Genomic DNA, 24504 nt, shown 5'->3' on the forward strand with positions numbered 1-24504 from the left:
GCTCACGCTCTCTCTGTTGACCCCGATGACGCCGGACAGCGCCGGGACCACGCCCTGGAGGCACGGTTGCGCGGTGCAGCCACCCTCTCGGTGCGCGGCGCCCGTACCCACAACCTCAAGAACATCGACCTCGATATTCCCAAGCACGCGCTGGTGGTGATCACCGGCCTGTCGGGTTCGGGCAAGTCCAGCCTGGCATTCGACACGCTGTACGCCGAAGGCCAGCGCCGCTACGTGGAGAGCCTGTCCGCCTACGCACGCCAGTTCCTGCAGCTCATGGACAAGCCCGACGTGGACCTGATCGAAGGCCTGTCGCCCGCGATCGCCATCGAACAAAAAGCCACCAGCCACAACCCACGGTCCACCGTGGGTACCGTGACCGAGATCCACGACTACCTGCGCTTGCTCTACGCCCGCGCCGGCACGCCGTACTGCCCGGAGCACGATCTGCCGCTGGCCTCGCAGAGCGTGGCACAAATGGTGGACACGGTGCTGGCCATGCCCGAAGGTACCAAGCTGCTGATCGTGGCGCCCGTGGCGCGCGAAAAGAAGGGCGAGTTCCACGACCTGTTCGCCGACATGCAGGCGCAAGGCTACGTGCGTTTTCGGCTCAATGGTCAGGTGGTGGAGGCCGAGGATCTGCCGGCGCTGAAGAAGACCGAGAAGCACAACATCGACGTGGTGGTCGACCGCATCAAGGTGCGTGGTCACGAGGAGACTGAAGAAGACAAGGCGAATCCCTTGCGTCAAAGGCTCGCTGAAAGTTTCGAAGCCGCCCTGCGCCTGGCCGAGGGCCGCGCCCTGGCGGTCGACATGGACACCGGCGCCGAACAAGGTTTCTCCGCCAAGTTCGCTTGCCCCGTGTGCAGCCACAGCGTGGGCGAGCTGGAGCCACGGCTGTTTTCATTCAACTCGCCCATGGGCGCCTGCCCGAGCTGCGATGGCCTGGGCCACACCGAGGTATTCGACGCGGCGCGCGTGGTCGCCTTCCCCACGCTCAGCCTGGCCAGTGGCGCCATCAAGGGCTGGGACCGGCGCAACGGCTATTACTTCGCCATGATCGAGAGCCTGGCCGCTCACTACCAGTTCGACGCCGAAGCGCCCTGGGAGTCACTGCCCGACGCGGTGCAGCAGGCGCTTCTCTACGGCTCGGGCGAAGACGAGATCAAGTTCAGCTACGCCCTGGAATCGGGTGAGCGCGCGGGCAAGAAGATCACCAAGAAGCACCCGTTTGAAGGCATCATCCGCAACTTCGAGCGCCGCTATCGAGAAACCGACAGCGCCCATGTGCGCGAAGAACTGGCGCGCTACCGCGCCACCCAACCATGCCCCGAATGCCATGGCACTCGACTGCGCAGAGACGCACGCCATGTCTTCGTGGGCGAAGGCGTGCAACGCCGCCCCATCTACAAGGTCAGTCACGTCACCCTGGGTGAATCGCTGGCCTATTTCCAGACGCTGCAACTGCCGGGCGCCAAGGGCGACATCGCCGCGCGGGTGATCAACGAAATCCGCCAGCGACTGAAGTTTCTCAACGACGTGGGTCTGAACTACCTGAGCCTGGACCGCAGCGCCGACACGCTCTCCGGTGGTGAGGCCCAGCGCATCCGCCTGGCGAGCCAGATCGGCAGCGGCCTGACGGGTGTGATGTACGTGCTGGACGAGCCCAGCATCGGCCTGCACCAGCGCGACAACGATCGCCTGATCGCCACGCTGCAACACCTGCGCGACCTGGGCAACACGGTTATGGTGGTCGAGCACGACGAAGACATGATCCGCCACGCCGACCACGTGATCGACATGGGACCAGGCGCCGGTGTGCACGGCGGCCATGTGATGGCCCAGGGCACCTGCGCCGAGGTGATGGCCACGGCGGCTTCTCTTACCGGGCAGTACCTGAGCGGGGCGCGTGCGATTCAGCTGCCTGCGCGGCGCACGCCCTGGCTACCCGCAGTCCAGCCCAAGGCCTTCACACCCTCGACCAAGGCGCGCCACGCGCCCAGCCCGGCCGCTGAGCGACGGGCAGCGCGCGAGGCCGCCCACATCGCCACGCTAGGCGAGCTGCAGGAGATTCGCGTGGTCGGTGCCAGCGGCCACAACCTGCAAAACGTCAGCGTGGCGTTTCCAGTCGGCCTGCTGACCTGCGTCACCGGCGTCTCGGGCTCGGGCAAATCGACCCTGGTGAACGACACGCTGTACGCCGCCGTGGCGCGCACGCTGTACCGCTCGCACGACGAGCCCGCCGAGCACGAAGCCATTGAAGGCATCGAGCACTTCGACAAAGTCATCAACGTCGACCAGTCGCCCATTGGCCGCACGCCGCGCAGCAACCCCGCCACCTACACCGGCCTGTTCACCGGCATCCGCGAACTCATGGCCGAGGTGCCCACCGCGCGCGAACGCGGCTACGGGCCGGGACGATTTTCTTTCAACGTCGCCGGTGGTCGCTGTGAGGCCTGCCAGGGCGATGGCGTGGTCAAGGTGGAGATGCACTTTCTGCCTGACGTCTACGTGCCCTGCGAGGTCTGTCAGGGCCAACGCTACAACCGCGAAACTCTGGACGTTCAGTACAAAGGCAAGAACATCGCTCAGATCCTGGACATGACGGTGGAGCAAGCCCATGGCTTCTTCGGCGCCGTGCCGACGCTGCACCGCAAGCTGCAAACCCTGATGGATGTGGGTTTGACATACATCCAGCTTGGCCAGAGCGCGACCACCTTGTCCGGCGGCGAAGCGCAGCGCGTGAAACTCGCGCTGGAGCTCAGCAAGCGCGACACCGGCCGCACGCTGTACATCCTGGACGAGCCCACCACCGGCCTGCACTTCGCCGACATCGAGCTGCTGCTCCAAGTGCTGCACCAGCTGCGCGACGCCGGCAACACCATCGTCGTCATCGAGCACAACCTGGACGTGATCAAGACCGCCGACTGGCTGATCGACATGGGGCCCGAAGGCGGCTCGGGCGGCGGCACGGTGGTGGGCGTCGGCACACCTGAAACACTGGCCACGAACCCGGCCAGCCACACCGGGCAGTATCTGGCGCGCCTGCTGCAGCGCTGAGGCCGGGATTCAGAGCCGACCGAGGTCCTCGATCGCATCCACCACCAGGCTGGTGCCGATGGCGATCAACAGAATGTCGGACGCCACGCGCACGAACTTGTACCCAACCGGTGGCACGCCCAGACGGACCTGCACCGCGGCCGGCACCGGGTAGTAGACGACTGCGGCCGGCAAAGGCTCGCCGCGGCGCCATCCCTTGGCCTGACCGGGCGGCTGACAGCCATTGTTCTTTTTCTTCAGCCCGGGTGGGCACTTGCCCGCCTTCATTCGCGGAACATAGTAGTCGCGCACCAGCACCCGCTGTGGCTCTTGAAAGTAGCCACCGATCTGGATATTGACCGACGGGCCGCTTGAGGCCTGTCGGCCTGACACCTCGCGGTGCTCCGAACGGTCTCGATCCCGATGGTCGTCGCGGTCGTACTTCTGTTGCTTGTTCGGCTTGCCCGACTTGCCACCGTCCACCCAATCTGGCTTCTCCCCCAGGCTGGGCAGGCTCACCAGCGCCAGGCAGGCGGCCAGGAGCAGGGCGGGAGAACGGGCGCGGGATGAAGAAGAAGGCATGGATGATCCGGAAAATCGGTGCGAAGAAAGGGCGAAAGGGCGTGCTGTCACCTGAAAGAAGAAGCTTGAGTGTGCACGCGGCCCCGTCGTCGCTCGTTACCGCTTGTAAGCACACAGCCGTTGCCGCGGCTCGAGACTCCGGCGGGTATCGTGCATGGTTGACCGCTCACGGACTCGACGACAGACTCTTGACAAGGCCCCGCATCGCTCCACCATGTCACAGGAAACCGAACTCAAGCTCAGCCTGCGTCCGCAGGACGTCCGTCGGCTGCTGAGCCACCCGCTGTTGCGCCAGCAGACGCCGGAGCGTCAGCGCCTGTTCAACACCTATTTCGACACCCCCCAGCTCACGCTGATGGGTCAGCGCATCGCGGTCCGCGAGCGCCGCATCGGGCGCCGCACTTGGCTCACGGTGAAAACCGCCGGCAGCACCCAGGGCGGCCTGTCGCGCCGCGGCGAATGGGAAGGCCCGACCCGACCGGGTGAGATGGACTTTGTCACGCTGGTAGACGATACCCACCTGGCCCAGACACTGTCGGGCGTGGCCCGGCAGCTGACGCCTCTCTTTCGAACCGACTTCTTACGTTTGAGCTGGCAACTGGAGTATGCAGGCGCTCACATCGAGGTCGCGCTGGACCGGGGGCACATTGCTGTCGGACATGGCCCGGACATGCCCACCGATGGCCTGCAGCAGAAGCTGCTGGAGCTGGAGCTAGAGCTCAAATCCGGGCCGGTAGACGCGCTGCTGGATCTGGCTCACACCTTGGCTCTGGGACCCCAGGGCGAGATGAAGCGCGGCCTGTGGCTGTACCCGAGTGCGCGCAGCAAGGCCGAACGAGGACTGGCCCTGTTTCTGGGCCAGCAGCCGGAACCGGTGAAGGCAGGGCCGGTGCAGCTCACCGATCGGCTTCCGCCAGTGGAGGCTTTCCGCACCACTGCACTGGCCTGTCTGGCGCATTGGCAGGCGAATGTCGGGCCCTGGCTGGAAGGCGCGGCAGATCAGCCTGTTGACCCTGAGTTTGTGCACCAGGCCCGTGTGGCGCTGCGCCGCCTTCGCACCGGCTTGCGCCTTTTCAAGCCGGCCTTGCCACCCCGGTTTTTCAACCACTGGAACGCTCGCTGGCAGCTGACTGCCCGGGCGCTCGGCGAGGTACGCAACTGGGATGTGTTGGCCACCGAGGGCTGGGCCGGCTGGCTGGGACCGATGGCAGACAACCCATCGCTGCAGCCGGTGCACGACTGGATTCAAACGCAACGACAGCAGGCCAACCAGCGGGCTCGATCCTGCCTGCACGAGCCCGCCCATGCACTGGACCTGCTCGCCTTCAGCCAGGCGGTGCTGGCATTGCCCACTGCGGCACGCCCTCCCCACTCAAAGCCCTTGTCCCGCTGGGCCTTGCGCCGACTGCAAGGCCACCATCGCCAATTGCTGATTCAGACCCGGAAGGCCTTGGGCAAGGGGCCAAAAGGCCGCCACGCCCTGCGCATCGCGCTCAAGAAGCTGCGCTACGCGCAAGAGCTCCTCGGTGACCTGCTGCCTGAGCGCTCTCAGCGCGACACCGCCCGCTTGGTGAAAGCGCAGTCGCTGCTGGGTGAGCTCAACGACCTGAGCACCGCACAGGCGCTGCTGGCTGACTGCCCGCTGGACGCCGCGGCCACGGTGTCGACCGTGATCGACGCGCGCCTGAAGACCCGTCTGCACCGCCTGCGGTCACTGGAGCGTGCGTTGCTTCGGTCTCGCGCGCCAGGCGCCTGAGCGGGCCGCATCGCACCTTTGCGACAGTCCTTTGCCAAGTCGGGGAAGGGGAGCCACAATGGCTGCTATCCGGTCACCCTAGGGAAGCTGTCATGTCATCGGTCACCTTGCGTTTTTTGGTCGAGCCCAACCACCTGGGGCACGGTGAGCGGGTGCACGGCGGTACGGTGCTGCAGTGGATCGGAGAAGCGGGCTATGCCTGTGCCACCCGCTGGGCGGAGCGGCCGTGCCAGCTGGTCTACATCAGCAGCGTGCGCTTTCGGCGCTCTGTGCGGGCCCATGCCCTGGTCGAAGTGCAGGCCCGGCTGGCGTTCACGGGTGACACCAACATGAACATCGCGGTGGAGTTGCGCAGCGGTGACGTCGCTGGCGGTCGCATGGACCCGGTGGCCGAATGCCTCGCGGTCTACATCGCACTCGGCGAGGACGGGCGCCCCCTTCCGGTGACCACCTGGTCGCCCGAAACACCCGGCGAGATGGCCCTGGCAAGTTCGGCGCGGGCGCACTTCGAGAACACCGCCGCCGCACCGCTCGAATAGCGCGCGTCAGCTCGCAGCGCTGGGGCGCTGCGCCACAAGGTCGCGCCAGGCCTGCAGAGCGTGCCAGCCCGCATCCGCTGGCTTGAGCTTGAGCAGCCGCGCAAACTCCAGCGTACAAAAAGCGGTGATGTCGGCAATGGTGAAGCGCTCACCAGCCACCCAAGGCTGATCTTGCAGCAGGCGGTCCAGCCAGGCGGCAGTCTCCAGGCTCTTGGCCTGCTGCGACGCACCGTAGTCGGCGAACTGCGGCTGCTCCAGCACTGCCAGCCCCGGGTGCTGATGGCGAATGGCATTGGCAAGGGGCAGCATCAAGTACCACTCGACGCGGCGGTCGGCCATTTCGATGAAGGCACGCTCCTCTGAGGTCTCGCCCATGAGGTTGGGCTCAGGTTGCAGGCCCTCAAGGTAGGTGCAGATGGCGCGCGTTTCGCTGAGCATGCGGCCGTCATCCAGTTCCAGCACCGGAATGCGCGCCAGCGGGTTGCGCTCGCGAAACGCTGCGCTGCGGTGTTCCTGGGCATTGATGTCCACCAGCACGGGCTCGATACCGGTCATGCCTTTTTCGGCAATAAACATCTGCACCCGGCGCGGGTTGGGTGCGCGCTGCGACAGGTAAAGCTTCATCTCTGGGGGGCCTTTCAAACGCCAGCCAGTGTTGCCCAAGCGTTGTGCATGCTGGGACCGCGCTGGACAGCCTCGCGGCTGAGCCCTCGACTGGGGCTAGCGTCCCATGGTAGCGACCACACCCACGCTTGTCGCGCATGACCAGTCCCGGATGCGAATCCATGAGGTCTGGCGGGCGGCCAGCCGTCAGAGCATGAAGTCGAGGTTGGTCGGGTAAGCGCCGCCGAAATTGCCCAGGTTCGGTGCAATCGCGGACATTTCGTTGCCTTGCACACCAAACCAGGTAGCCAAGGTGGCAGCGTACTGGTCGACCGAGGTGCTCGGCAGCAAACGCCCCTGGCCCACGTGCCATTGGTCGTTGGAGTCGCTGCTGTTGGTCACGCTCACCGGCGGCGCGCTGCCGTAAAACGCCTTGCCGCGCACCGCGCCACCCACCATCAGGTGGTGCGAGCCCCAGCCATGGTCAGAACCGTCGCCGTTGCTTTGCAAAGTGCGCCCAAAGTCAGAAGCGGTAAAGGCCGTGACCTTGTCGGCCACACCCAGGGCCACTGTGGACTCATAAAAGGCGGTGAGACCAGCGCTCAACTGGCCCATCAGATTGGCCTGGTTGTTGATCAGGTTGTCGTGCAAGTCGAACCCGCCCATGGAGACAAAGAACACCTGGCGTTTGGTGCCCAACGTGCCGCGTGCGGCGATCATGCGAGCCACCAGCTTGAGCTGATCGGCCAGGCGGTTCTGGGCTGGGAAACCGGCAAATTCGGTGCCGCTCGCAGGGAAAGCGGCCAAGGCATTGGTGACCGCCCCTTCCGTTGAAAAGGAGCGTGCTGTGATCAGGTTGTACTCCTTCTCGAGCAACTGGCTGCGCTCCTGCAAGGCGAGCGTTGTCATGGCGGCGCGCACCTCCGCTGAGCTGTACACGTTGCTGTTGAGGCTGTTGATCTTGACCGCACCACCGGTACCGACCTGGTAAGACAAGGCCTGATCACCCGAGAGAAACACCGTGTTGCCTGCCACCGATATGCAACTGAGGACGGGGTTGGAGGGGTTGGCGTTGGACGACAGTGCAAGGTCACCCATCTGGCCGCCCCAACCGGTGCGCGCCCCCTCTGCCTGGGAGCTTTGCCACACCGATTGTTGATCGTTGTGCGAAAACAGCTTGGGCGGGCGCCGCCTGGTGCCGTTGTTGTATTGGGTTCGCGTCATCGGCTCGATCAGGGGACCGACATTGAGCTGCACCGCAGCTGAGCCGCTGTTGAACAGGCCCGCCAGACCGGACATGGCTGGGTGCAGCGCGTATTGAACGCCACCGGGAAGTGCCGTGGTCGGGTTGAGCAGCGTCGCAGCCATGTCGGCGCGCGGGATCGCGATGCCACCACCGCTGAAGTCGACGCGACCGCCACGGATGGTGTTGTACTGAGCGTAGCTGGCGCTGTCGTAATTGACCACCGTGTTGGCGTAATCGTTACCACCAAACAGGAAGACGCAGACCAGCGCCTTGTAGTCGGTGGCGTTGAAAGCTGCGGCCTCGCCCATGGCCACCAGGTTGAGCGCGGTGGGCAGGGCGGCGCCGGTGAAGGCGAGTTGACCGGCGCGACGCAGAAATGCGCGGCGGCTGTGCTTGTCAGGCTGGATGAAATGCATGATGGAGCTCCGCTTATTTCTGAACCAGGTACTCTGGGCAACCCATGACCATGAGAACGGCCGCCCACACGCGCCGGTTTCTGTCGGTGGCCGAACTGTTGGCTGTGATGGCCCTGGCATTGAGGGCATTCACCATGATGGTTCGGCTGTCGGCTGAAACCTGACCCGCAGCGAGCGTCAGGCACAGATGGTTCACCAGCGCTGTCGCGTCACCCACTAGGGCCAGCTCGCGGCTATAGTCCGCGGTCACGTTGTTGGACGTCCCCGTGCCAAACTCGATCGTGCGCTGCATGAAGTTCAGATAAGCCCCCACCGTGGTTTCGTTGACGATCTGGAACTCCGGTGCCGTGGCGCCCGCCTGGGCGAGCGAGGTGGAAGGCGGCACATAACCCGGGCGGAAGAAATTGAACACCGAGGGCGAGCGCAACGGACTCTGCCCGATCGACCCGCTGAGATCATCCAGAAGCCAGCGCCCGTTCGCTGAACGCGCGTTGAACGTGCGCGCCCACTGAATGAAGCGCACCATGGGCTCACGCAACTTGCCAGCTGCAGGGGCGCTCAGGCTGGCTGGGCCGCGAGCCTCGTCATCGAGCAAGATCGCGGTCCAGACCGCTTGCAAATCCCCCCGGATGCCGGCTCCGTTGTCGTTGAAGCGCCTGGCCACCCGAGCCACATAGGCCGGGCTGGGGTTGCTGGTCACCAGGCGCTGGATCATCTGCCGGGCAAAGAATGGGCCCACATTGGGATGGTTGAACAGCGTGTCCAGCGCGATGCGCAAGGCCTCAGGGGCTGGCGTGTTGGCCGGCACCACTGCCCCCAGAAAGCGCGCTTCCAGCGTAGAGTGGTCGCTGGCCTTGAGCGACATGGGCTTGCGGGCAAAGTCCTTGGTCTCGATGGTGCCGCCGTTGGGCCGATTGAGGCGCACACCGTCGGAGCGGTCAAAATCGTAGCCGGTGAAGACCCGCGCCAGGTTCATCACATCGTCGCCGGTGTAGCTGTCGGTGCCCTGGCTGGTGCCGTCGATGTTGAGATTCACCAAGCCGATGGTGAACAGCTGCATCACCTCGCGCGAGTAGTTTTCGTCGGGCACCCGTCCGGTGCGCGGGTCTTCCTTGCGGTTGCCCTTGGTGTTGAGGAAGTAGCCCATGGCCGGGTGCAGGGTCACGTCTTCCAGCAACTGACGGTAGTTGCCGAACGCATTGCGCACCAGCATGTCCCACCACGACGCATACGCATGGCTGCGCCAGGTGAACTCGGCCGAGCTCATCGAACTCACAAAAAATTCGGACAGCGCCAGCGCCATGCGTTTTCGCATGGGATCCGGGCCGCTGAGCAACTGGTTCCACAGCATGTAGCCCGCGGGTCGGGTGCTGAAATACCACTCGTTGCTGTCCACGACGCCGTAACCCTGCGACTCCAGCCAGTTCCAGCCCGTAGGACCCTGGGGTGTCTGGTATTGCCGCGCCAGCCACATCGCGTAACTGTCGCTCCGCACCGCGGTGATCTCGTCACGGGTCGAGGAGAACTGTGCTTGCTGCGTGAAGCGTGCGGCGTCTTCATCCGTGCTGGCTTGTGCGAAGCGAAACGAAGCCGTTTGCTCGCTGGGCAAGGGGACAATCACCAGCGGGGTCGCTTCGCCTCCGCCACTTCCGCTTCCACCACCGCAGGCCGCCAGCAAGGCGGCAGCCGATGCACCAGCCGCCAGTGCCGTGGCACTGGCCCCGCCACGATCGGCATCTGCCGAGGGGACAACTGCCGTCGGCATGGGCGCCGCTTGGACCGGCGTATCAAGCATTTCGGATTCCCGCATCGCACTTCTCCTGATTGGAAGAGGCCGAATGTAGGACGTCCGATCGCTTTCGCGAGCGACCGTTTCACGCTGTTACCAGCCTGGCGGCGGGCTGCAACTCAAGCGCACCAGTACCCCACCGCTGAGGCTGAAACGTCCGCCTCCCGTCGCTCAGGCGTTGCGCGCCGCGGCCAGAACATCTCGTGTTCGTACGGCTTCTCGACGCGCCGCGGCGGCAAAATCTTCGCCGCTGGACGCATACAGGATGGCGCGAGACGAGTTAACGATGACGGCACCAGTCGTCATTCCTGCGGCATCCGATCGAAGGCCGGCGCGAACCGTGGCCAGCGCGTCACCCCCCTGCGCACCCACACCGGGAATGAGCAGCGGCAAAGTGGGTGCCAGCTCGCGCACCCGGGCAATTTCGTTGGGGTAAGTCGCACCCACCACCAGACCGAGTTGCCCGTTGAGATTCCAGGGCCCCTGGGCCAGACGGGCCACGTGTTCGTACAGCAGCGGCTGGCCTTCCACCGACGCCAGGCGCTGGTTTTGCAGATCGTCGCCGCCGGGATTCGAGGTGCGGCACAGCAAGAAGGCGCCCTTGCCGTGGTGCTTCAGGTAGGGCTGTACCGAATCGAAGCCCATGAAAGGGGAGAGGGTGACAGCGTCGGCGCCATAGCGCTCAAACGCTTCAATAGCGTACTGCTCGGCGGTGCTGCCGATGTCGCCACGCTTGGCATCCAGGATCACCGGCACCTGCGGCGCCTCGCGCTTCATATGCGCCATCAGCCGCTCAAGCTGGGCTTCGGCTCGGTGTGCCGCGAAATAGGCAATCTGCGGTTTGAAAGCAATCGCCAGGTCGGCCGTGGCCTCGACGATAGCGGCGCAAAAATCGTAGATGCGGCTGGCGTCACCTTTCAGAGAGCCAGGGAAACGGGCGGGGTCGGGATCGAGGCCGACACACAGCATCGACCGGTTGCGCACCTCGGCCGCGCCGAGCATCTCGATAAATGTCATGGAGCTGGATTTTACGGTTGCGCCCTGAGCGACAGCGCCGCGACCACGCGAGCCCGCGGGCGCCGCTACCATCGCCGCATGCAATCCCCCACTCGCCGGCAAGTCACGCTGCTCGTTCTGATCACGCTGGTGTGGGGCGTCAACTGGCCCATCCTCAAGCTCGGTGTCTCCAGCTTCCCGCCGCTGAGCTTTCGCAGCCTGAGCATCTGGATGGGCCTGCCGGTGCTGGCCGTGGTACTGATCTGGCGCCGGGTGCCGTTCACCGTGGCTCGGGCCCACTGGCGCGAGCTTGCCTTGCTCACCGTGTTCAACATGTTTTTCTGGCACACGCTGGCCATCCTCGCGGTGCAGTCGCTCTCCAGCGGGCGCGCAGCGATCCTGGGCTACACCATGCCGGTGTTCTCCGCCGTCTTCGGGGCGCTCTGGTTCGGCCAGCGCCTGATTCCGCGCGCCTGGGGGGGTGTGGCCGCTGCCGCGCTGGGGGTGGTGTTGTTGCTCTGGCACGAGATCACCCAGTTTTCAGGTCGGCCGGAGGGCGTAGCCATGATGCTGATGGCCGCCGCAGGCTGGGCCGTGGGCACGCAGCTGATGCGGCGCACGATCATTCCCGCCCCCACACTGGCGCTCGCGTTCTGGATGACGCTGTTTACCGCGATCTGGATGTCGCTGCTGGCCGTGCTGTTCGAGCGCAGCGCCTGGAGCTGGCCCGCGCCACCGGTCTGGGGCGCCGTGATCTACAACGCGCTGGCCATTTTTGCTTTTGCTCAAGTGGCCTGGCTGATGCTGGCGCGCGACCTGCCACCCATCGCCTCCACCCTCTCGGTGATGTTCATTCCGGTGCTGGGCGTGTTCAGCGGCGCCTGGTGGCTGGGCGAGACCCTGCACTGGCAGGACTGGGCGGCGGTGGCACTGGTGGTGCTGGCGATCGCGACGGTGTTGTGGCCGAGCCGGGCAGTGCGCGCTTGAGGGTGCAGGTCAGTCCTTGGTTGACACCGGCCCAGGCGGCGCGCCCACGGTCTCCAACGCGAGGCACAGATCGGCCCAGGCCTTGGCCTTGTCGGTCGGTGTTCGTAGCAGGTAGGCCGGGTGGTAGGTCACGATCACCGGCACGCCCCGGTACTGATGCACCTGGCCACGCAGCTTGCCGATCGGCTCGTTGGTCTTCAGCAGGGCCTGCACCGCGAAGCGGCCCATGGCTAGGATGAGGCGCGGCTGAAGCAGCGCGACCTGACGCGCCAGGTAGGGCTCACACTGCGCCACTTCGGCGGGCAGGGGGTTGCGGTTGGCCGGCGGGCGACACTTGAGTACGTTGGCGATGTACGCGCCCTGAGTGCCCACGCCGCTGCGGCTGCGGCCCACGGCGCGCAGCATGTTGTCGAGCAGCTGACCCGCGGCGCCGACGAAAGGCTCGCCTTGGCGGTCCTCGTTTTCGCCCGGCGCTTCGCCGACCACCATCCAGTCGGCCTGGGTGTCACCAGCGCCAAACACGGTGTTTTGCCGGCTCTCGCAAAGTCCACAGGCACGGCAGCTGGCCACCGTGACTTGCAGAGTGGCCCAGTCCATCTGGTCCACGCCGTCGGGCAGGGGAACTTGAGGAAGGTCGGCTGGCGGCGGGGATGCCTGCACCACAACCTGCGGTGACGCATCTGCGCGCTGGCGCACGGCCACAGTCGGTGCCGCCGCCGCTGCGCGATCCGTCTGCACAGGTTCGGTGGCCTGGCGCGCAGATGCGTCTTCACGCGGCGCCCACACTCGCACCCCCATCTCGGCCAGCATGGCGCGCTGGCGAACGTCGAGCCTGGGCACGAACGAGGTGTCGGGCGACTCGTCGCGAGAATCGGGCGGGTTCTCGTTCACGCGGCGGCGCCCTTGTCTGACGCGGGTACCAGCGGCAGGCTCATCACCACCGCATCTTCGCGCTGAAACTGACTGGCCGGGTAGTAGCCCCGGCGCAAGCCAACCTGGGTGAAGCCGTAGCGCTCATAGACCCGGCGCGCCACGGTGTTGCCGATCCTCACCTCCAGCCACAGGCACTGCGCACCACCTGCCCGCGACCACAGTACCAGCGCGTCCAGCAGGCAACGCGCCCAGCCCTGACGCTGCTGCGCGGGCGCGACCGTGATGTTCAGCAAGTGCATTTCGTCCACGCCGGGCATGGCCACCAAGTAACCCAGTAGCACCCGGCCATCGGCACGCACCGGATGCACCACCTCACCGGGCAGTGCCTCGCCCAGCAACAAGATCGCGGCATAGCCTGCGGCCAGGGAGTCGGCAAAGTGCTTGCGGGACCAGGGGTGGGCATAGGCCGCCACCTCCACTGCGCGCACCGCGTCCAGATCGTGTTCGGTCATCGGGGCAAAGCAGGCGCGCCGCTCGCCGGACGGCTGGGCTGCCGTCGGCCAGGGCAGCCCCGGCGGCACCAGCGCAGCAGATGGGTCACCTGGAGCCTGCATCAGCCGCGCCTCAGACATCGAGCGGCGCCACTGGCGCGGGCGCTACCAGTCGAGCAAGTTGTTCGCGGCGCAACTGCTCACGTTCGACACTGGTCTGGGCCACCTTGTCCCGCACATACAGGGGGAGCGCCTGGTGCGGCGGCACGGCCTCGCCCGCCGCCAGCGCTGCCGGGGCCAGTTGCAACAGCGCACGCGCGGTGGGCAGAGCAGGCTGGCGTCTGCCTGGCACCTGGCTGAATTCGGCTCCATGACCATCGAAAACATTGCCCGCGAGCAGATCGTTGCGGACGTCATGCCCTGCGTCGGCGGGCCAGGCATCGCGCCACCAGTCCGCGAAGTCGGCCGGGGCACACAGCCGGGGTGGCGAATGCTCCACCAGACCGTCATCGCCCAGGCTATAAGCCGCCACGTACAGCTCGCCCATGCGCGCATCGAGCAGCGCAGCGATCCGCCGCGGCGCGGGGCCACCGGCTTCGGACTGGCTGGCGAGCGCCTCACCCGCCAGTGCCTTCAGCGTGTCGACCGGCAGCACCGGCAGACCGTCGGGCCTCTGTGGGGTGCGCGCGCCATAGGCCAGCCCCTGCACCACGGCGCATGCCGTGCGCAAGCCGGTGAAAGAACCGGGGCCACGACCAAACACCAGTGCGTCCAGTACCTGCAGTGACCAGCCGGCCTCTGCCAGCAGCGCCTGGATCACCGGCAGCAAGGTCAGCGAGGCCTGAGCGGCACCAGGTCCGGTGTGCTGCCACATCGGCTGGCCCGGCGCGCCGCTGCCCAGCGCGACCGACAGAGTGTCGGTGCTGGTCTCGATGGCGAGCAGTTTCAAGGTCGGCGCAGGCATGAACCGATTATCGGCCAGCCCCCATGCAACAAAGTGGGCGTGACCTATGAATGGTTTCTGGCCACAAACCCGACTGCTGGGGTCGATGGCAGCTTGCCGCTGCTGGTGCCCCCCGCATAATGGATTTCACATGGTCACATCCGCTATCACCCTGCACCCGCTCGCGACTCGCCTGACGCGCCCCTGGGCTGGCAGGCTGCTGGCGGCGGCGCTGGCAGGCCTGGCCCTTCCGGCCTGCGCCCAGTTGCCGCCTGCGATGAGCGCTGCACTTCAGCGCGCGCAGGTGCCACAGAGCGCGGTCTCGGCCTTGGTGGTGCCGGTCGATCCACCGCTGGCTGAGCGCTTGCGGCACCGGGCCGATATCCCAGTGAATCCCGCGTCGGTGATGAAGCTGGTGACCACTTACGCGGCGCTCGACCTGCTGGGCGGGGACTTCACCTGGGATACCCAGTTCCTCACCGACGGCACGGTGGACCAGGGCGCACTGCGCGGCAACCTCTATGTGCGCGGCGGCGGTGACCCGAAGCTGGTGCTGGAGCGGCTGACGGCCGCCTTCATCGCCTTGCAGGACAAAGGCGTGCGCGTGATTCTGGGCGACATGGTGCTGGACCAGAGCGCTTTCGAGCTGCCCGACCACGACCCCGGCGCATTCGATGGCGAATCCCTGCGGCCCTACAACGCCAGCCCCGACGCCTTGCTGGTCAATTTCAAATCGGTGGTGCTCACCTTCCGCCCCGATCCCGCATTTGGCGTGGCCCATGTGCTGAGCGAACCGCCGCTGGCCGGGCTGGCGATCGATGCCACCGTGCCCCTGGTGAGACGCGGTTGTGGCGACTGGCGCGAATCGTTGCAGGCCCGGTTCGACACCGCCGATGCGATCCGCTTCTTGGGCAGCTACCCCGCCAGCTGCGGGGAGCGCGTCTGGCCCGTGGCCTATCAGGACCCGGCCAGCTACGCCGTTCGCTCCATGGAAGGGCTGTGGCGTGCCAGCGGCGGCTTGCTCACCGGTCAGGTGCGCGCCGGCCTCACCCCACCGGGCGCGCGCCTGCTGCACAGCGCCGAATCCCTGCCGCTGTCCGCGATCATTGGCGACGTCAACCAGTGGAGCAACAACGTGATGGCGCAGCAGGTCTTCCTCACGCTGGGCCGCCTGTCGCCGACGCGAGTCGACACCATGACCGAGCCGCGCGGGCGACTGCAGCCGATGCGCACCGGTCGCTTCGAGCGCTCCCGAGAAGTGATCAGCCACTGGTGGACCACCACTTTCGGCATCCGCTCGGCTCCGCCCACCATGGACAATGGCGCCGGCCTCTCGCGCACCGAACGCATCACGCCCGAGGCCCTGGCCGAGCTGCTCAAACGCGCGGCTCGCCACCCCGAAGGCGCGCAGTTCGTGCAAAGCCTCTCGGTGGCGGGCGTCAGCGGCACGGCCGCGCGCATGGCGCGCAGCAGCGACAGCACAGCCCGCGGCAACGCCTGGCTCAAGACCGGCACGCTGCGCGACGTGACCGGCATCGCCGGCTACGTCAACGCCCGCAACGGCACGCGCTACGTGGTCGTTGGCTTCGTCAACCACCCCAACGCCCCGGCTGCTCGTCCGGCACTGGAAGCCCTGGTGGAATGGGCGGCGGGGCTGCCGGACTGAGACCGCCTGCAAGGGATCGCAGACACTGCTGCCCTCGCAACCTCCTTTTTGCAAATCATGCCGCTCGGTGAGCTTGTCGGCTATACCGCTGCTTTTCTGACCACCGTGAGTTTTGTGCCGCAGGTTTGCCACACGCTTCGCTCGCGCGACGTGAGCGGCATCTCGCTCGGCATGTACGCCTGCTTCACCCTCGGGATCTTTCTGTGGCTGATCTATGGGCTGATGCTGGAAGCTTGGCCCGTGGTGTTCGCCAACGCCATCACGCTGGCCCTAGCGTTCGCCATTCTGACCATGAAGCTTCGGTTCGGACGTCAGCCCAGCCCAGCGCGAAAGGTGGCCATCTGCAGGCCAACTTGCAAACTGCATCTCCTCGTGTTTACCCTCTGCAGCAAATACACGCCACCCACTAGCATTCACAAAAGAACGAGCGTTCTTTTTCGTCGCTATCCTGCGCCATCCCGTCACCTTCCCGGAGTTTTCCCATGCTGATCCGACACCAGTTGGCCGCCCTCGCCGCGGCCTTGTTGCTTGCCGCCTGTGGCGGGGGTGACCCTGCTCCTGTCAAGACCACCGCAGTCAAGGTGGCTGGCGACAGCCTGAACGACAGCGGGACCTTTGGCTTCAAATTCACGGTGCAAACCACGCCCACCGCCATGATCTGGACAGATCGTGTGGCCGCTGCCGTCAACGCGCCAGCCCTCTGCCCCCGGTATGCCGCCACGAGTGCCACCACCGTGGCACTCAATCCCACCGCGACCTCTTGCACCAGCTACGGCGTCGGCGGTGGACGCATCAACCCGACGGGTTTGCCAGGCGACACAACACCGTTCTCGGTGGTGCAGCAGCTCAAAGACATTGCGGCATCGGGCAACTACGGTCCCGAAGAATTGCTGCTGGTCGATGGAGGCGGCAACGACGCCGCAGATTTGGTAGGCGCCTATTTGAACGCGCAGACCGATGGTGGCATTTCATTCGGCGCACTCGTCGGTGAACTGGGCGTTACGGTTCCCAGCGCCGATCTGGTTCCGGTCGGCGTGACCTACATGACCGCGCTGGCCAATCGGCTGGCCGACGCCATCGATACAGAGGCGCTGGCCAAAGGTGCGCAACGCGTGGTGGTCATCACGGCACCTGATGTGACCGTGACGCCCCGATTCCTTGCCTTGCTGGCTGGAATCAGCGCCACCACTGACCCAGCGACAGCCGCAGCAGTCAAGAGTGCGGCCAATAGCTGGGTTGTGGCTTTCAACACCCAGCTTAAGAGCCGCTTCATCAGCAGCAGCAAAGTGGCCGTGGTGGACTTTTATGCAGAACTCAACAAGTGGGTCAGCAACCCGACCGATCCGGCTTATGGACTAACCAACGTCACCACACCGGCCTGCCCGCAGGTTGGAACCGATGTTCAGGGATTGCCCACCTACAACATCGGCGCTTGCACCGATATTCTGCTCAATACCGCACCTTTTCCGGCCGGGGAAACCGCTATCAACTGGTGGCAGACCTATGTGTTTTCCGACAACTTCCACGGCACCCCAAGGACCAACCAGCTCATGGGTGAATTGGTGACCACGGCGCTGGAAGCCAGAGGCTGGAAGTGATAGCTTCCTGAGCGCTCGGCCAGACCAACAAGAAAGCCGACCCTTGGGTCGGCTTTCTTCATGGGTGATCGTTGGCTCACCAGCGTCGGATGATCTGATCGAAGGCGTTATCGCCGAACAACCGATGGGCTTCGGGTGTGAAATGGCGACCGTCGGCAAACAGGTAGTCGACGTAGTTGGGGTCCACCAGCGTGCCGGTGGTGCAAGTCTCAGCTGTGGGCGTGGTGCAGACGGCGGTGGTCACGTTCGTCAACCCATAGGTGCCCGGGATGCGGATCAGCTCGTTGACATAGAAGGCCAGGTCCATGAACAACAGGTTGGCACCCAGGTCCTCGGCGTTGACCTTGAAGCTGTTGTTCAACGCCAGCGCCGCTGCGGAAAATGCCGCCGTCTGTCCGAGCGTGACCACCTCAGGCGCCTTGCCCAGGTCGTACACGCCCGCCACGGCGACGAACTTGGCGCCTGAGGCAATCAGGCTACGCACCGAGTCGGCCAGGGTCTTGCCGGCCGCTGTCGCCGCTGCGGTGGAGCCGCTGGAAACAAAGATGTCCTCCATGGGCGCATTGATCAGGAACAGGTCGTTCGCGCCGGGTGCGCCCGCTGCGGCGATCTGACCGGCGATGTCTGCTGCCGTCGCGTTGCCCGCAGCGAATCCGTCGGCAGCGGTGAGCGTGAGCCCGTAGCGGGTTGCGATCTGGTCCACCCACAGTCGGGCCGAGCCGTCGTTGACGGTGAAGCGCGGGCTGCCCAGGAAGCTCAGGCCGTCCCCCAGCACACGGATGCGCGACGGGTTCAGTGCTGAGACGATGTCGCCATCTCCGCAGGCGCTGAGCAGCGCAGGGCCAGCCAACGCGGCGGCGCCCGTGAGCAGGCCGCCTTGCAGGAAGCGGCGGCGCGAATTCTGCGCCGGGAAGGTACGGAGGGGATGGGATTTCATGGAGGCTTTCTCTTGACACTCCGGATCGGGACGACCCGGGGCGTTGAGGGTAAGCAGCTAGTTTATCGACTTGCCGCCGCTGGCTGGCAAATGGCGATCATTCAGCTTCAGGCCGCGGCCCGTTGCAGGCGATCGCTCACCCCGGCCCAGGCCGGATCAACAGGCGGCGTTTCGACCCAGATCAGCGGCACGCCGGTGGCGTCGAGCTCGCGCAGCACTGCAAACAGCTCGTGGGCGGCGCGCGGCGCGTCGTCGGGCATGCGCCGCACCGCCACGCCTCGCCCGGCCCGCAAGGTTGTGCGGGCATAGACCGCGATGTTTTTGGCGTCGGCACCCAGCACATCAAGCGCGGCCTGCAGTTGCTGGGCCGGCATGAGCCGCACCTTGGCCCGGGGTGCGTAATGCGAAACCAGCGTACCGGAGGCGCGGGGCGAGGCTTCATCGCGCGGCCGCAGACCCAGGCCGGTGATGGCCTCGATCTGCGCAGCGGTGATGGCCCCCGGGCGCAGCAGCACCGGTACGCCCCGCGTGGCATCGACGATGGTGGACTCGATGCCGACCGGGCAGGCGCCGCCGTCAAGGATGAGCAGCTCGTCGTCGCCCAGATCGGCAAACTCTTCCCTCACATGCTCCGCCGTGGTCGGGCTCACGCGCCCAAAACGGTTGGCGCTGGGCGCCGCCACGCCGGCCATGCCCGCGGCCTGCGCGGCGATCAGCAGCGATTGCGCCACCGGGTGCGCCGGGCAGCGCAAGCCGATCGAGTTCTGCCCGCCGGCCGCGACCTCGGCCACCTCCGGCCGCCGCGGCAGGATCAGGGTCAACGGCCCTGGCCAGCAGGCCTGCATGAGCGCGACGGCAAACTCGGGCACCTCGGAGGCAAACGGCGACACTGCGTCGCGCCAGCCGGGCGCGTCTGCGGTGGGCGCAGGCGCGAGGTGCACGATGAGCGGATGGTCGGCGGGTCGGCCCTTGGCCGCAAAAATGCGCCGAACGGCCTCAGGGTCGTCCGCCCGCGCGGCCAGGCCGTAGACGGTTTCGGTGGGCATACCGACCAGCCCACCGGCGGCCAGGCGCTGTGCCGCGGCCTCGATGGCGCCAGCTTCGCCAGACTGCAGGCGCAGCGGCATGGTCAGAGCGCGGGCAAACCCAGCAGTGCCAGCACCTGCGCCGCAGTGGCGCGCACCTGCTCCACGCTGGATGCGGTGATGTTGAGGTGGCCCATCTTGCGGCCTGGGCGCGGGCTCAGCTTGCCGTATTGGTGCAAGTGCGTGCCCGGCAGGGCCAGCACCTGGTCCCAGGGCGGCGATACCGGCCGCTCGCTGCGCTGGCTGCGCACGCCGTTGGGCTCGAACCAGAGATCCCCGAGCAGGTTGATCATGATGGCCGGGCTGTGCTGGCGCGGCGTGGGCAGGGGCAGCCCGGCTAGCGTGCGCACCTGGGCCTCGAACTGCGACAGGTCGCAGGCGTTTTGGGTGTAGTGGCCGCTGTTGTGCGGGCGCGGCGCCATTTCGTTGACGATCAGGTCGGGCTCACCCGCCGCATCAGGCACGATGAAGTACTCGACACACAATACGCCCACGTAGTTCAGTTCGTCGGCAATCGCGAGCGTACTGGCTGTGGCGCGTTCGGCCAGCCCCATCGGCACCACGCCTTCATAGACTTCGGTCAACGCCAAGATGCCGTCGCGGTGGGTGTTGGCCTGCACCGGGAAGCTCACCCGCTGGCCGTTGGCGCCGCGCGCCACGATGACCGAACACTCGGCCTGCAGCGGCAGCAGCTTCTCGATCACACAGGTCACCTGCCCCAGGTCGGACCAGGCCTGGGCCAGCGCCTCGCGCGTGGCCACGCGCACCTGGCCTTTGCCGTCGTAGCCCAGGCGCGCGGTCTTGAGGATGCCAGGCAACACATCGTCTGGCACCGCGGCCAGCGCCTGGGCACTGTCGACCACGGCGTGGGGAGCTGGCAACACGCCGCTCACCGGCGCGCATTTCACAAAACGCGCCTTCTCCAGCACCCGGTCTTGCGCCAGCGCCACACACACGGCCGACGGCGCGACCGGGCGGTGTGCGCCCAGCGTGACCAGCGCAGGCGCCGGCACGTTTTCGAATTCGGTGGTGATGGCCTCACAGCGCTGCATCAGCTGGGCCAGGCCCTGCTCGTCGTCAAAAGCCGTCTGGATGTGGAAGTGGCTGATCAGACCAGCCGGGCTGGCGGGGTCCGGATCGAGCACCGCCGTGAAATAGCCCATGGCCTGCGCCGCCTGCACAAACATGCGGCCGAGCTGTCCGCCCCCCATCACACCCAGCGTCATCTGCTGGCCGGTGGCCGAAGTACTGCCGGGAAGAATGGGTTTGAGGCTCATGGCAGTGTCATGGCGCGCGCAGCGGCGGTTTGTTCGGCGCGGTAAGCGACCAGTCTTTCACGCAGCGCCGCATCGTGGTTGGCAAGCAAGGCGATCGCAAAGAGCGCTGCGTTGGCAGCACCCGCCTGGCCGATCGCAAACGTGGCCACTGGCACACCCTTGGGCATTTGCACAATGCTGTGCAGGGAATCCACGCCGCTCAGGTGTTTGCTGGCCACGGGTACGCCCAGCACCGGCACCACCGTCTTGGCCGCCAGCATGCCCGGCAAATGGGCAGCGCCACCGGCACCGGCGATGATGGCCTGCAAGCCTCGGCCCGCTGCTGCCTCAGCGTAGGCAAACATATCGTCCGGCATGCGGTGAGCAGAGACGACACGCGCCTCGTGCGGGATGTCGAAGTCCTTGAGGATTTGCACTGCGTGCTGCATGGTGTCCCAGTCACTGCTGGAGCCCATGACCACGCCGACGTGAATGGGGTTCATCGGGTTGCCTTGTGCACGCCGCCGGCGGGCGGGGCTGGGGAACAGAGACCGACCCGCTGGCCTGCCTCCGGTAAAGTACCGATTTTACGTTTGCGCCCGCATCGACCTGCGAACCGCCACCTCAAGCCAAGTACCCATGAACAACGTCACCATTGCCAACTTTGAAACCGAGGTCATCGAAGCCTCGATGCAGACCCCCGTGCTGGTCGACTTTTGGGCCCCCTGGTGCGGCCCATGCAAAGTGATCGGTCCGATTCTGGAAAAAGTCGAGACCGAGTACGCTGGCCGTTTCAAGCTGGTCAAGATCGATTCCGACCAGGAGCAGCAGCTGGCCCAGGCCTTTGGCGTGCGCAGCATCCCGACCTGCGTGCTGCTCATGAACGGCCAGCCGGTTGACGGCTTCATGGGTGCGCTGCCCGAGGGCCAGGTCAAAGCCTTTCTGGACAAGCACCTGCCTGCCGTCGAAGAGCTGGCCGCGATCGAAGAAGAAGCCGAAGCACTGGACGCACTTGCCGCAGGCGACACCGAGGGTGCCCTGGAGAAGCTGCAGCTCGCGGTGAACACGGACCCCAACAACGACGACGCCCGCTTCGACCTCGTCAAGCTGCTGCTGCAACTGGATCGAGATGACGATGCCAAGGTGGCGTTTGCACCGGTGATCGCCAAGGCGCTCGCGGTGCGCCGGCTCGATTCGCTGCAGCGCTGGATGGCAGCACGCGACGCGCAAATCGATGTGACCGATGCTGCTGCCCACACAGCCGCGCTGCAGGCCAGGATCACCGCCAACAAGCGCGACTTTGAAGCCCGCTTCGCGCTCGCCCAGCAACACATGGCGCAGGGCCACTGGACCGACGCCATGGACGAGCTGCTCGACATCCTGATGCGAGACAAATCGTGGAACGAAGACCTGGCGCGCAAGACCTACATCGCCATCCTCGACGTCATCGATCCACCCAAACCCAAGGTGGCTGAGGGTCAGGTGCCACCGGAAGACCCGACGGTGGCGACCTACCGGCGCCGCCTCTCCAGCGTCGTGCTCAGCTGATCGGCTCGCGCAGAGCCTCCAGCCTCAGCCCACCAGCCGCGTCAGCGCTTCCTGGTATTTGGCCGCGGTCTTTTCGATCACGTCCTTGGGCAGACGCGGCGCCGGCGGGGACTTGTCCCAGGGCTTGCCGTTGATGCGCACGGCCTCTAGCCAGTCGCGCAGGAACTGCTTGTCGTAGCTGGGCGGGTTCTGCCCCACCACATAGCTCTCCAGCGGCCAGTAGCGCGAGCTGTCGGGTGTGAGCACCTCGTCCATCAGCACCACCCGGCCTTCGCGGTCCAGACCAAATTCAAACTTGGTGTCGGCAATGATGATGCCCTTGTCCAGCGCGATCGCGGCGGCTGCCTGGTAGAGCCGGAGCGCGTAATCGCGAATCTGCCCCGCCACATCGGCGCCGACCATGGCCACCGTCTCCTCGAAGGTGATGTTTTCGTCGTGCTCACCCATCTCGGCCTTGGCGGCTGGCGTGTAAATGGGCTCGGGCAGCTTGGATGCGTTTTGCAACCCATCAGGCAGCGCCACGCCGCACACCGAGCGGCTGTCCTGGTACTCCTTCCAGCCGCTACCGGCCAGGTAACCCCGCACCACCGCTTCCACCGGAATCGGTTTGAGGCGCTGCACCAGCATAGACCGGTCTTTCACCTGCGGCGCTTCCGCCACGCTGACCACACTCTCGGCCGCATCACCGGTGAGGTGAATCGGGCAGATGTTCAGCCCTTGAGGGCCGAGTCGTTCGAACCAGAACAGCGACAGGCGCGTGAGCAGCGCGCCCTTGCCTGGAATCGGCTCGCCCATGATGACGTCGAAGGCGCTGATGCGGTCGCTGGCCACCATCAGGATGCGGTCATCCCCCACGGCGTAGTTGTCGCGCACCTTGCCGCGCGCCAGCAGCGGCAAGGAGTTCAGGGCGGAGGTGTGGAGAGCGGAAGTCATGATCGATCGCCGGAAAAGAGACGGCCAAGAAAAAAGCCCGTCGAACAGTCAACGGGCTGGCGGCTATTCAAGCCGATTATCGCAACTTCGCGCGGCCCCCATTCGCTGGCAGCGGCGACCGCTCAAACCACCTGCTGCGCGAGCTCACCCTTGACGTAGCGCGAGGCCATCACGCTCAGGCTGTCACCCTTGATCTTGGCACCCTGGCCTTCGCAACCGAACTGCAGGTAGCGCTGTTTGGCGACCTGCTTGGCGGCCTCGCGCGCGGGCTTGAGCCACTCGCGGGCGTCGAACTTGTCGGGGTTCTCTGCCAGGAACTTGCGCACCGCGCCCGTCATCGCCAGGCGCACGTCGGTGTCGATGTTGATCTTGCGCACGCCGTGCTTGATGGCTTCCTGGATTTCTTCCACCGGCACGCCGTAGGTCTGCTTCATCTTGCCGCCGTACTGGTTGATGATATCCAGCAAGTCTTGGGGCACGCTGCTGGAGCCGTGCATCACCAGGTGGGTGTTGGGGATGCGGGCGTGGATTTCCTTCACGCGGCTGATGGCCAGGATGTCGCCAGTGGGCTTGCGGCTGAACTTGTAGGCGCCGTGGCTGGTGCCGATGGCAATCGCCAAGGCATCAAGCTGGGTGGCTTTCACAAACGTGGCGGCCTCCTCAGGGTCGGTCAGCATCTGGCTATGGTCCAGCTTGCCTTCGGCGCCGATCCCGTCTTCTTCGCCAGCTTCACCCGTTTCCAGGTTGCCCAGGCAGCCGAGCTCGCCTTCGACCGTGACACCCGATTTGTGCGCCATGTCGACGACCTTGCGCGTGACGTCCACGTTGTAATCAAAGGAGGCTGGCGTCTTGCCGTCTTCCATCAGCGAGCCGTCCATCATGACCGAACCGAAGCCCAGTGCGATCGCGCCTTCGCAGACCTTGACGCTGGTGCCGTGGTCCTGGTGCATGACCAGCGGGATGTGCGGAAACGCTTCGCAAGCTGCCAAGATCAGGTGCTTGATGAAAGGCTCGCCCGCGTACTTGCGCGCGCCAGCACTGGCCTGAAGGATCACCGGCGCACCCACCTCGTCCGCCGCGGCCATCACCGCCTGCACCTGTTCCAGGTTGTTGACGTTGAACGCTGGAATGCCGTAGCCGTTGGCCGCAGCGTGGTCGAGCAGTTCGCGCATGGAAACGAGCGCCATGAATATCCCCTTAGAAAACGGTTGGTAACCGGGT

Annotated in this window: 21 protein-coding genes and 1 pseudogene; 8 read left to right on the plus strand and 14 right to left on the minus strand. The window is 65.8% G+C overall.

The window, feature by feature from the left end; all coding sequences use genetic code 11:
* Positions 1–54 precede the first annotated feature (54 nt).
* Positions 55–3060, plus strand: a complete 3006-nt coding sequence (gene uvrA, locus GPT34_RS11090; protein WP_291012321.1) for an excinuclease ABC subunit UvrA — start codon at positions 55–57, stop codon at positions 3058–3060.
* 9 nt (positions 3061–3069) lie between these two features.
* Here the strand turns inward: uvrA and GPT34_RS11095 are convergent, their stop codons facing one another.
* Positions 3070–3621, minus strand: a complete 552-nt coding sequence (locus tag GPT34_RS11095; protein WP_291012221.1) for a hypothetical protein — start codon at positions 3619–3621, stop codon at positions 3070–3072.
* A gap of 214 nt (positions 3622–3835) precedes the next feature.
* Between GPT34_RS11095 and GPT34_RS11100 the strand changes: the two genes are divergently transcribed.
* Entirely contained in the window at positions 3836–5377 is a 1542-nt protein-coding gene (locus tag GPT34_RS11100) for a CYTH and CHAD domain-containing protein (protein WP_291012224.1), read from the plus strand.
* A 92-nt stretch (positions 5378–5469) separates the two neighbouring features.
* Positions 5470–5916 carry a hotdog domain-containing protein gene (locus tag GPT34_RS11105; protein ID WP_291012226.1) on the plus strand — a complete coding sequence of 149 codons (447 nt, stop codon included), beginning with the start codon at positions 5470–5472 and terminating at the stop codon, positions 5914–5916.
* Positions 5917–5922: 6 nt separating this feature from the next.
* Here the strand turns inward: GPT34_RS11105 and GPT34_RS11110 are convergent, their stop codons facing one another.
* The 4 genes from GPT34_RS11110 to pyrF all read right to left on the minus strand — a co-directional run bounded on the left by GPT34_RS11110 (position 5923) and on the right by pyrF (position 10987).
* Positions 5923–6540, minus strand: coding sequence for a glutathione S-transferase family protein (locus GPT34_RS11110; RefSeq protein WP_291012229.1), 618 nt, complete (start codon positions 6538–6540; stop codon positions 5923–5925).
* Between the two features lie 186 nt (positions 6541–6726).
* Complete coding sequence (locus GPT34_RS11115) at positions 6727–8181, minus strand: DUF1501 domain-containing protein (protein WP_291012232.1); 1455 nt, start codon at positions 8179–8181, stop codon at positions 6727–6729.
* Positions 8182–8194: 13 nt separating this feature from the next.
* Entirely contained in the window at positions 8195–9991 is a 1797-nt protein-coding gene (locus GPT34_RS11120; protein WP_291012234.1) for a DUF1800 domain-containing protein, read from the minus strand.
* A 150-nt stretch (positions 9992–10141) separates the two neighbouring features.
* Positions 10142–10987 carry an orotidine-5'-phosphate decarboxylase gene (gene pyrF / locus GPT34_RS11125; protein WP_291012236.1) on the minus strand — a complete coding sequence of 282 codons (846 nt, stop codon included), beginning with the start codon at positions 10985–10987 and terminating at the stop codon, positions 10142–10144.
* Between the two features lie 78 nt (positions 10988–11065).
* Here pyrF and GPT34_RS11130 point away from each other — a divergent pair, with 78 nt between their 5' ends.
* Positions 11066–11953, plus strand: a complete 888-nt coding sequence (locus tag GPT34_RS11130; protein WP_291012238.1) for an EamA family transporter — start codon at positions 11066–11068, stop codon at positions 11951–11953.
* A gap of 9 nt (positions 11954–11962) precedes the next feature.
* On the opposite strand, the gene GPT34_RS11135 is transcribed toward GPT34_RS11130, so the two are convergent.
* The 3 genes from GPT34_RS11135 to tsaB form a co-directional block, all read right to left on the minus strand.
* Entirely contained in the window at positions 11963–12763 is an 801-nt protein-coding gene (locus GPT34_RS11135) for a uracil-DNA glycosylase (RefSeq protein ID WP_291012324.1), read from the minus strand.
* A 77-nt stretch (positions 12764–12840) separates the two neighbouring features.
* Positions 12841–13338 (minus strand): ribosomal protein S18-alanine N-acetyltransferase, encoded by a 498-nt coding sequence (gene rimI, locus GPT34_RS11140; RefSeq protein ID WP_291012326.1) that lies wholly within the window; start codon positions 13336–13338, stop codon positions 12841–12843.
* A 112-nt stretch (positions 13339–13450) separates the two neighbouring features.
* Positions 13451–14281 (minus strand): tRNA (adenosine(37)-N6)-threonylcarbamoyltransferase complex dimerization subunit type 1 TsaB, encoded by an 831-nt coding sequence (tsaB, locus tag GPT34_RS11145; RefSeq protein WP_291012241.1) that lies wholly within the window; start codon positions 14279–14281, stop codon positions 13451–13453.
* A 130-nt stretch (positions 14282–14411) separates the two neighbouring features.
* Between tsaB and dacB the strand changes: the two genes are divergently transcribed.
* From dacB to GPT34_RS11160, 3 genes and pseudogenes are all read left to right on the plus strand, one after another.
* Entirely contained in the window at positions 14412–15926 is a 1515-nt protein-coding gene (dacB, locus tag GPT34_RS11150) for a D-alanyl-D-alanine carboxypeptidase/D-alanyl-D-alanine-endopeptidase (RefSeq protein WP_291012244.1), read from the plus strand.
* Positions 15927–15983: 57 nt separating this feature from the next.
* Positions 15984–16241 (plus strand): annotated as a pseudogene (locus GPT34_RS11155) (SemiSWEET transporter); the annotation flags it as partial.
* Positions 16242–16408: 167 nt separating this feature from the next.
* Positions 16409–17524, plus strand: a complete 1116-nt coding sequence (locus GPT34_RS11160; RefSeq protein WP_291012246.1) for an SGNH/GDSL hydrolase family protein — start codon at positions 16409–16411, stop codon at positions 17522–17524.
* Positions 17525–17600: 76 nt separating this feature from the next.
* On the opposite strand, the gene GPT34_RS11165 is transcribed toward GPT34_RS11160, so the two are convergent.
* The 4 genes from GPT34_RS11165 to purE form a co-directional block, all read right to left on the minus strand.
* Positions 17601–18461 (minus strand): SGNH/GDSL hydrolase family protein, encoded by an 861-nt coding sequence (locus tag GPT34_RS11165; protein WP_291012248.1) that lies wholly within the window; start codon positions 18459–18461, stop codon positions 17601–17603.
* A gap of 107 nt (positions 18462–18568) precedes the next feature.
* Positions 18569–19588: an L-threonylcarbamoyladenylate synthase gene (locus tag GPT34_RS11170; protein ID WP_291012251.1), complete on the minus strand. Its 1020-nt coding sequence runs from the start codon at positions 19586–19588 to the stop codon at positions 18569–18571.
* A 2-nt stretch (positions 19589–19590) separates the two neighbouring features.
* On the minus strand, positions 19591–20823 hold the full coding sequence (locus GPT34_RS11175) for a 5-(carboxyamino)imidazole ribonucleotide synthase (protein WP_291012253.1): 1233 nt from the start codon (positions 20821–20823) through the stop codon (positions 19591–19593).
* Positions 20820–21305 carry a 5-(carboxyamino)imidazole ribonucleotide mutase gene (gene purE, locus GPT34_RS11180; RefSeq protein WP_291012255.1) on the minus strand — a complete coding sequence of 162 codons (486 nt, stop codon included), beginning with the start codon at positions 21303–21305 and terminating at the stop codon, positions 20820–20822. The genes GPT34_RS11175 and purE overlap by 4 nt, the downstream gene beginning before the upstream one ends.
* 136 nt (positions 21306–21441) lie before the next feature.
* Between purE and trxA the strand changes: the two genes are divergently transcribed.
* On the plus strand, positions 21442–22350 hold the full coding sequence (gene trxA / locus GPT34_RS11185; protein ID WP_291012258.1) for a thioredoxin: 909 nt from the start codon (positions 21442–21444) through the stop codon (positions 22348–22350).
* Between the two features lie 24 nt (positions 22351–22374).
* On the opposite strand, the gene GPT34_RS11190 is transcribed toward trxA, so the two are convergent.
* Positions 22375–23283: a phosphoribosylaminoimidazolesuccinocarboxamide synthase gene (locus tag GPT34_RS11190; RefSeq protein ID WP_291012260.1), complete on the minus strand. Its 909-nt coding sequence runs from the start codon at positions 23281–23283 to the stop codon at positions 22375–22377.
* A gap of 122 nt (positions 23284–23405) precedes the next feature.
* Positions 23406–24470 carry a class II fructose-bisphosphate aldolase gene (gene fba, locus GPT34_RS11195; protein WP_291012262.1) on the minus strand — a complete coding sequence of 355 codons (1065 nt, stop codon included), beginning with the start codon at positions 24468–24470 and terminating at the stop codon, positions 23406–23408.
* Positions 24471–24504: the final 34 nt, after the last annotated feature.

Origin of the sequence: Hydrogenophaga sp., assembly GCF_011390835.1 — a bacterium.
GTDB lineage: Bacteria > Pseudomonadota > Gammaproteobacteria > Burkholderiales > Burkholderiaceae_C > Hydrogenophaga.

What these genes read in the sequence shown, in the direction of transcription:
- fba (WP_291012262.1), bottom strand. Translation starts at nt 24,470, where the DNA reads ATGGCGCTCGTTTCCATGCGCGAACTGCTCGACCACGCTGCGGCCAAC.
- GPT34_RS11105 (WP_291012226.1), top strand. Translation starts at nt 5,470, where the DNA reads ATGTCATCGGTCACCTTGCGTTTTTTGGTCGAGCCCAACCACCTGGGG.
- GPT34_RS11115 (WP_291012232.1), bottom strand. Translation starts at nt 8,181, where the DNA reads ATGCATTTCATCCAGCCTGACAAGCACAGCCGCCGCGCATTTCTGCGT.
- GPT34_RS11095 (WP_291012221.1), bottom strand. Translation starts at nt 3,621, where the DNA reads ATGCCTTCTTCTTCATCCCGCGCCCGTTCTCCCGCCCTGCTCCTGGCC.
- purE (WP_291012255.1), bottom strand. Translation starts at nt 21,305, where the DNA reads ATGAACCCCATTCACGTCGGCGTGGTCATGGGCTCCAGCAGTGACTGG.
- GPT34_RS11135 (WP_291012324.1), bottom strand. Translation starts at nt 12,763, where the DNA reads ATGCTGGCCGAGATGGGGGTGCGAGTGTGGGCGCCGCGTGAAGACGCA.
- GPT34_RS11160 (WP_291012246.1), top strand. Translation starts at nt 16,409, where the DNA reads ATGCTGATCCGACACCAGTTGGCCGCCCTCGCCGCGGCCTTGTTGCTT.
- pyrF (WP_291012236.1), bottom strand. Translation starts at nt 10,987, where the DNA reads ATGACATTTATCGAGATGCTCGGCGCGGCCGAGGTGCGCAACCGGTCG.
- rimI (WP_291012326.1), bottom strand. Translation starts at nt 13,338, where the DNA reads ATGACCGAACACGATCTGGACGCGGTGCGCGCAGTGGAGGTGGCGGCC.
- GPT34_RS11190 (WP_291012260.1), bottom strand. Translation starts at nt 23,283, where the DNA reads ATGACTTCCGCTCTCCACACCTCCGCCCTGAACTCCTTGCCGCTGCTG.
- GPT34_RS11120 (WP_291012234.1), bottom strand. Translation starts at nt 9,991, where the DNA reads ATGCGGGAATCCGAAATGCTTGATACGCCGGTCCAAGCGGCGCCCATG.
- GPT34_RS11170 (WP_291012251.1), bottom strand. Translation starts at nt 19,588, where the DNA reads ATGCCGCTGCGCCTGCAGTCTGGCGAAGCTGGCGCCATCGAGGCCGCG.
- trxA (WP_291012258.1), top strand. Translation starts at nt 21,442, where the DNA reads ATGAACAACGTCACCATTGCCAACTTTGAAACCGAGGTCATCGAAGCC.
- GPT34_RS11165 (WP_291012248.1), bottom strand. Translation starts at nt 18,461, where the DNA reads ATGAAATCCCATCCCCTCCGTACCTTCCCGGCGCAGAATTCGCGCCGC.
- GPT34_RS11175 (WP_291012253.1), bottom strand. Translation starts at nt 20,823, where the DNA reads ATGAGCCTCAAACCCATTCTTCCCGGCAGTACTTCGGCCACCGGCCAG.
- GPT34_RS11100 (WP_291012224.1), top strand. Translation starts at nt 3,836, where the DNA reads ATGTCACAGGAAACCGAACTCAAGCTCAGCCTGCGTCCGCAGGACGTC.
- GPT34_RS11130 (WP_291012238.1), top strand. Translation starts at nt 11,066, where the DNA reads ATGCAATCCCCCACTCGCCGGCAAGTCACGCTGCTCGTTCTGATCACG.
- GPT34_RS11110 (WP_291012229.1), bottom strand. Translation starts at nt 6,540, where the DNA reads ATGAAGCTTTACCTGTCGCAGCGCGCACCCAACCCGCGCCGGGTGCAG.
- tsaB (WP_291012241.1), bottom strand. Translation starts at nt 14,281, where the DNA reads ATGCCTGCGCCGACCTTGAAACTGCTCGCCATCGAGACCAGCACCGAC.
- dacB (WP_291012244.1), top strand. Translation starts at nt 14,412, where the DNA reads ATGGTCACATCCGCTATCACCCTGCACCCGCTCGCGACTCGCCTGACG.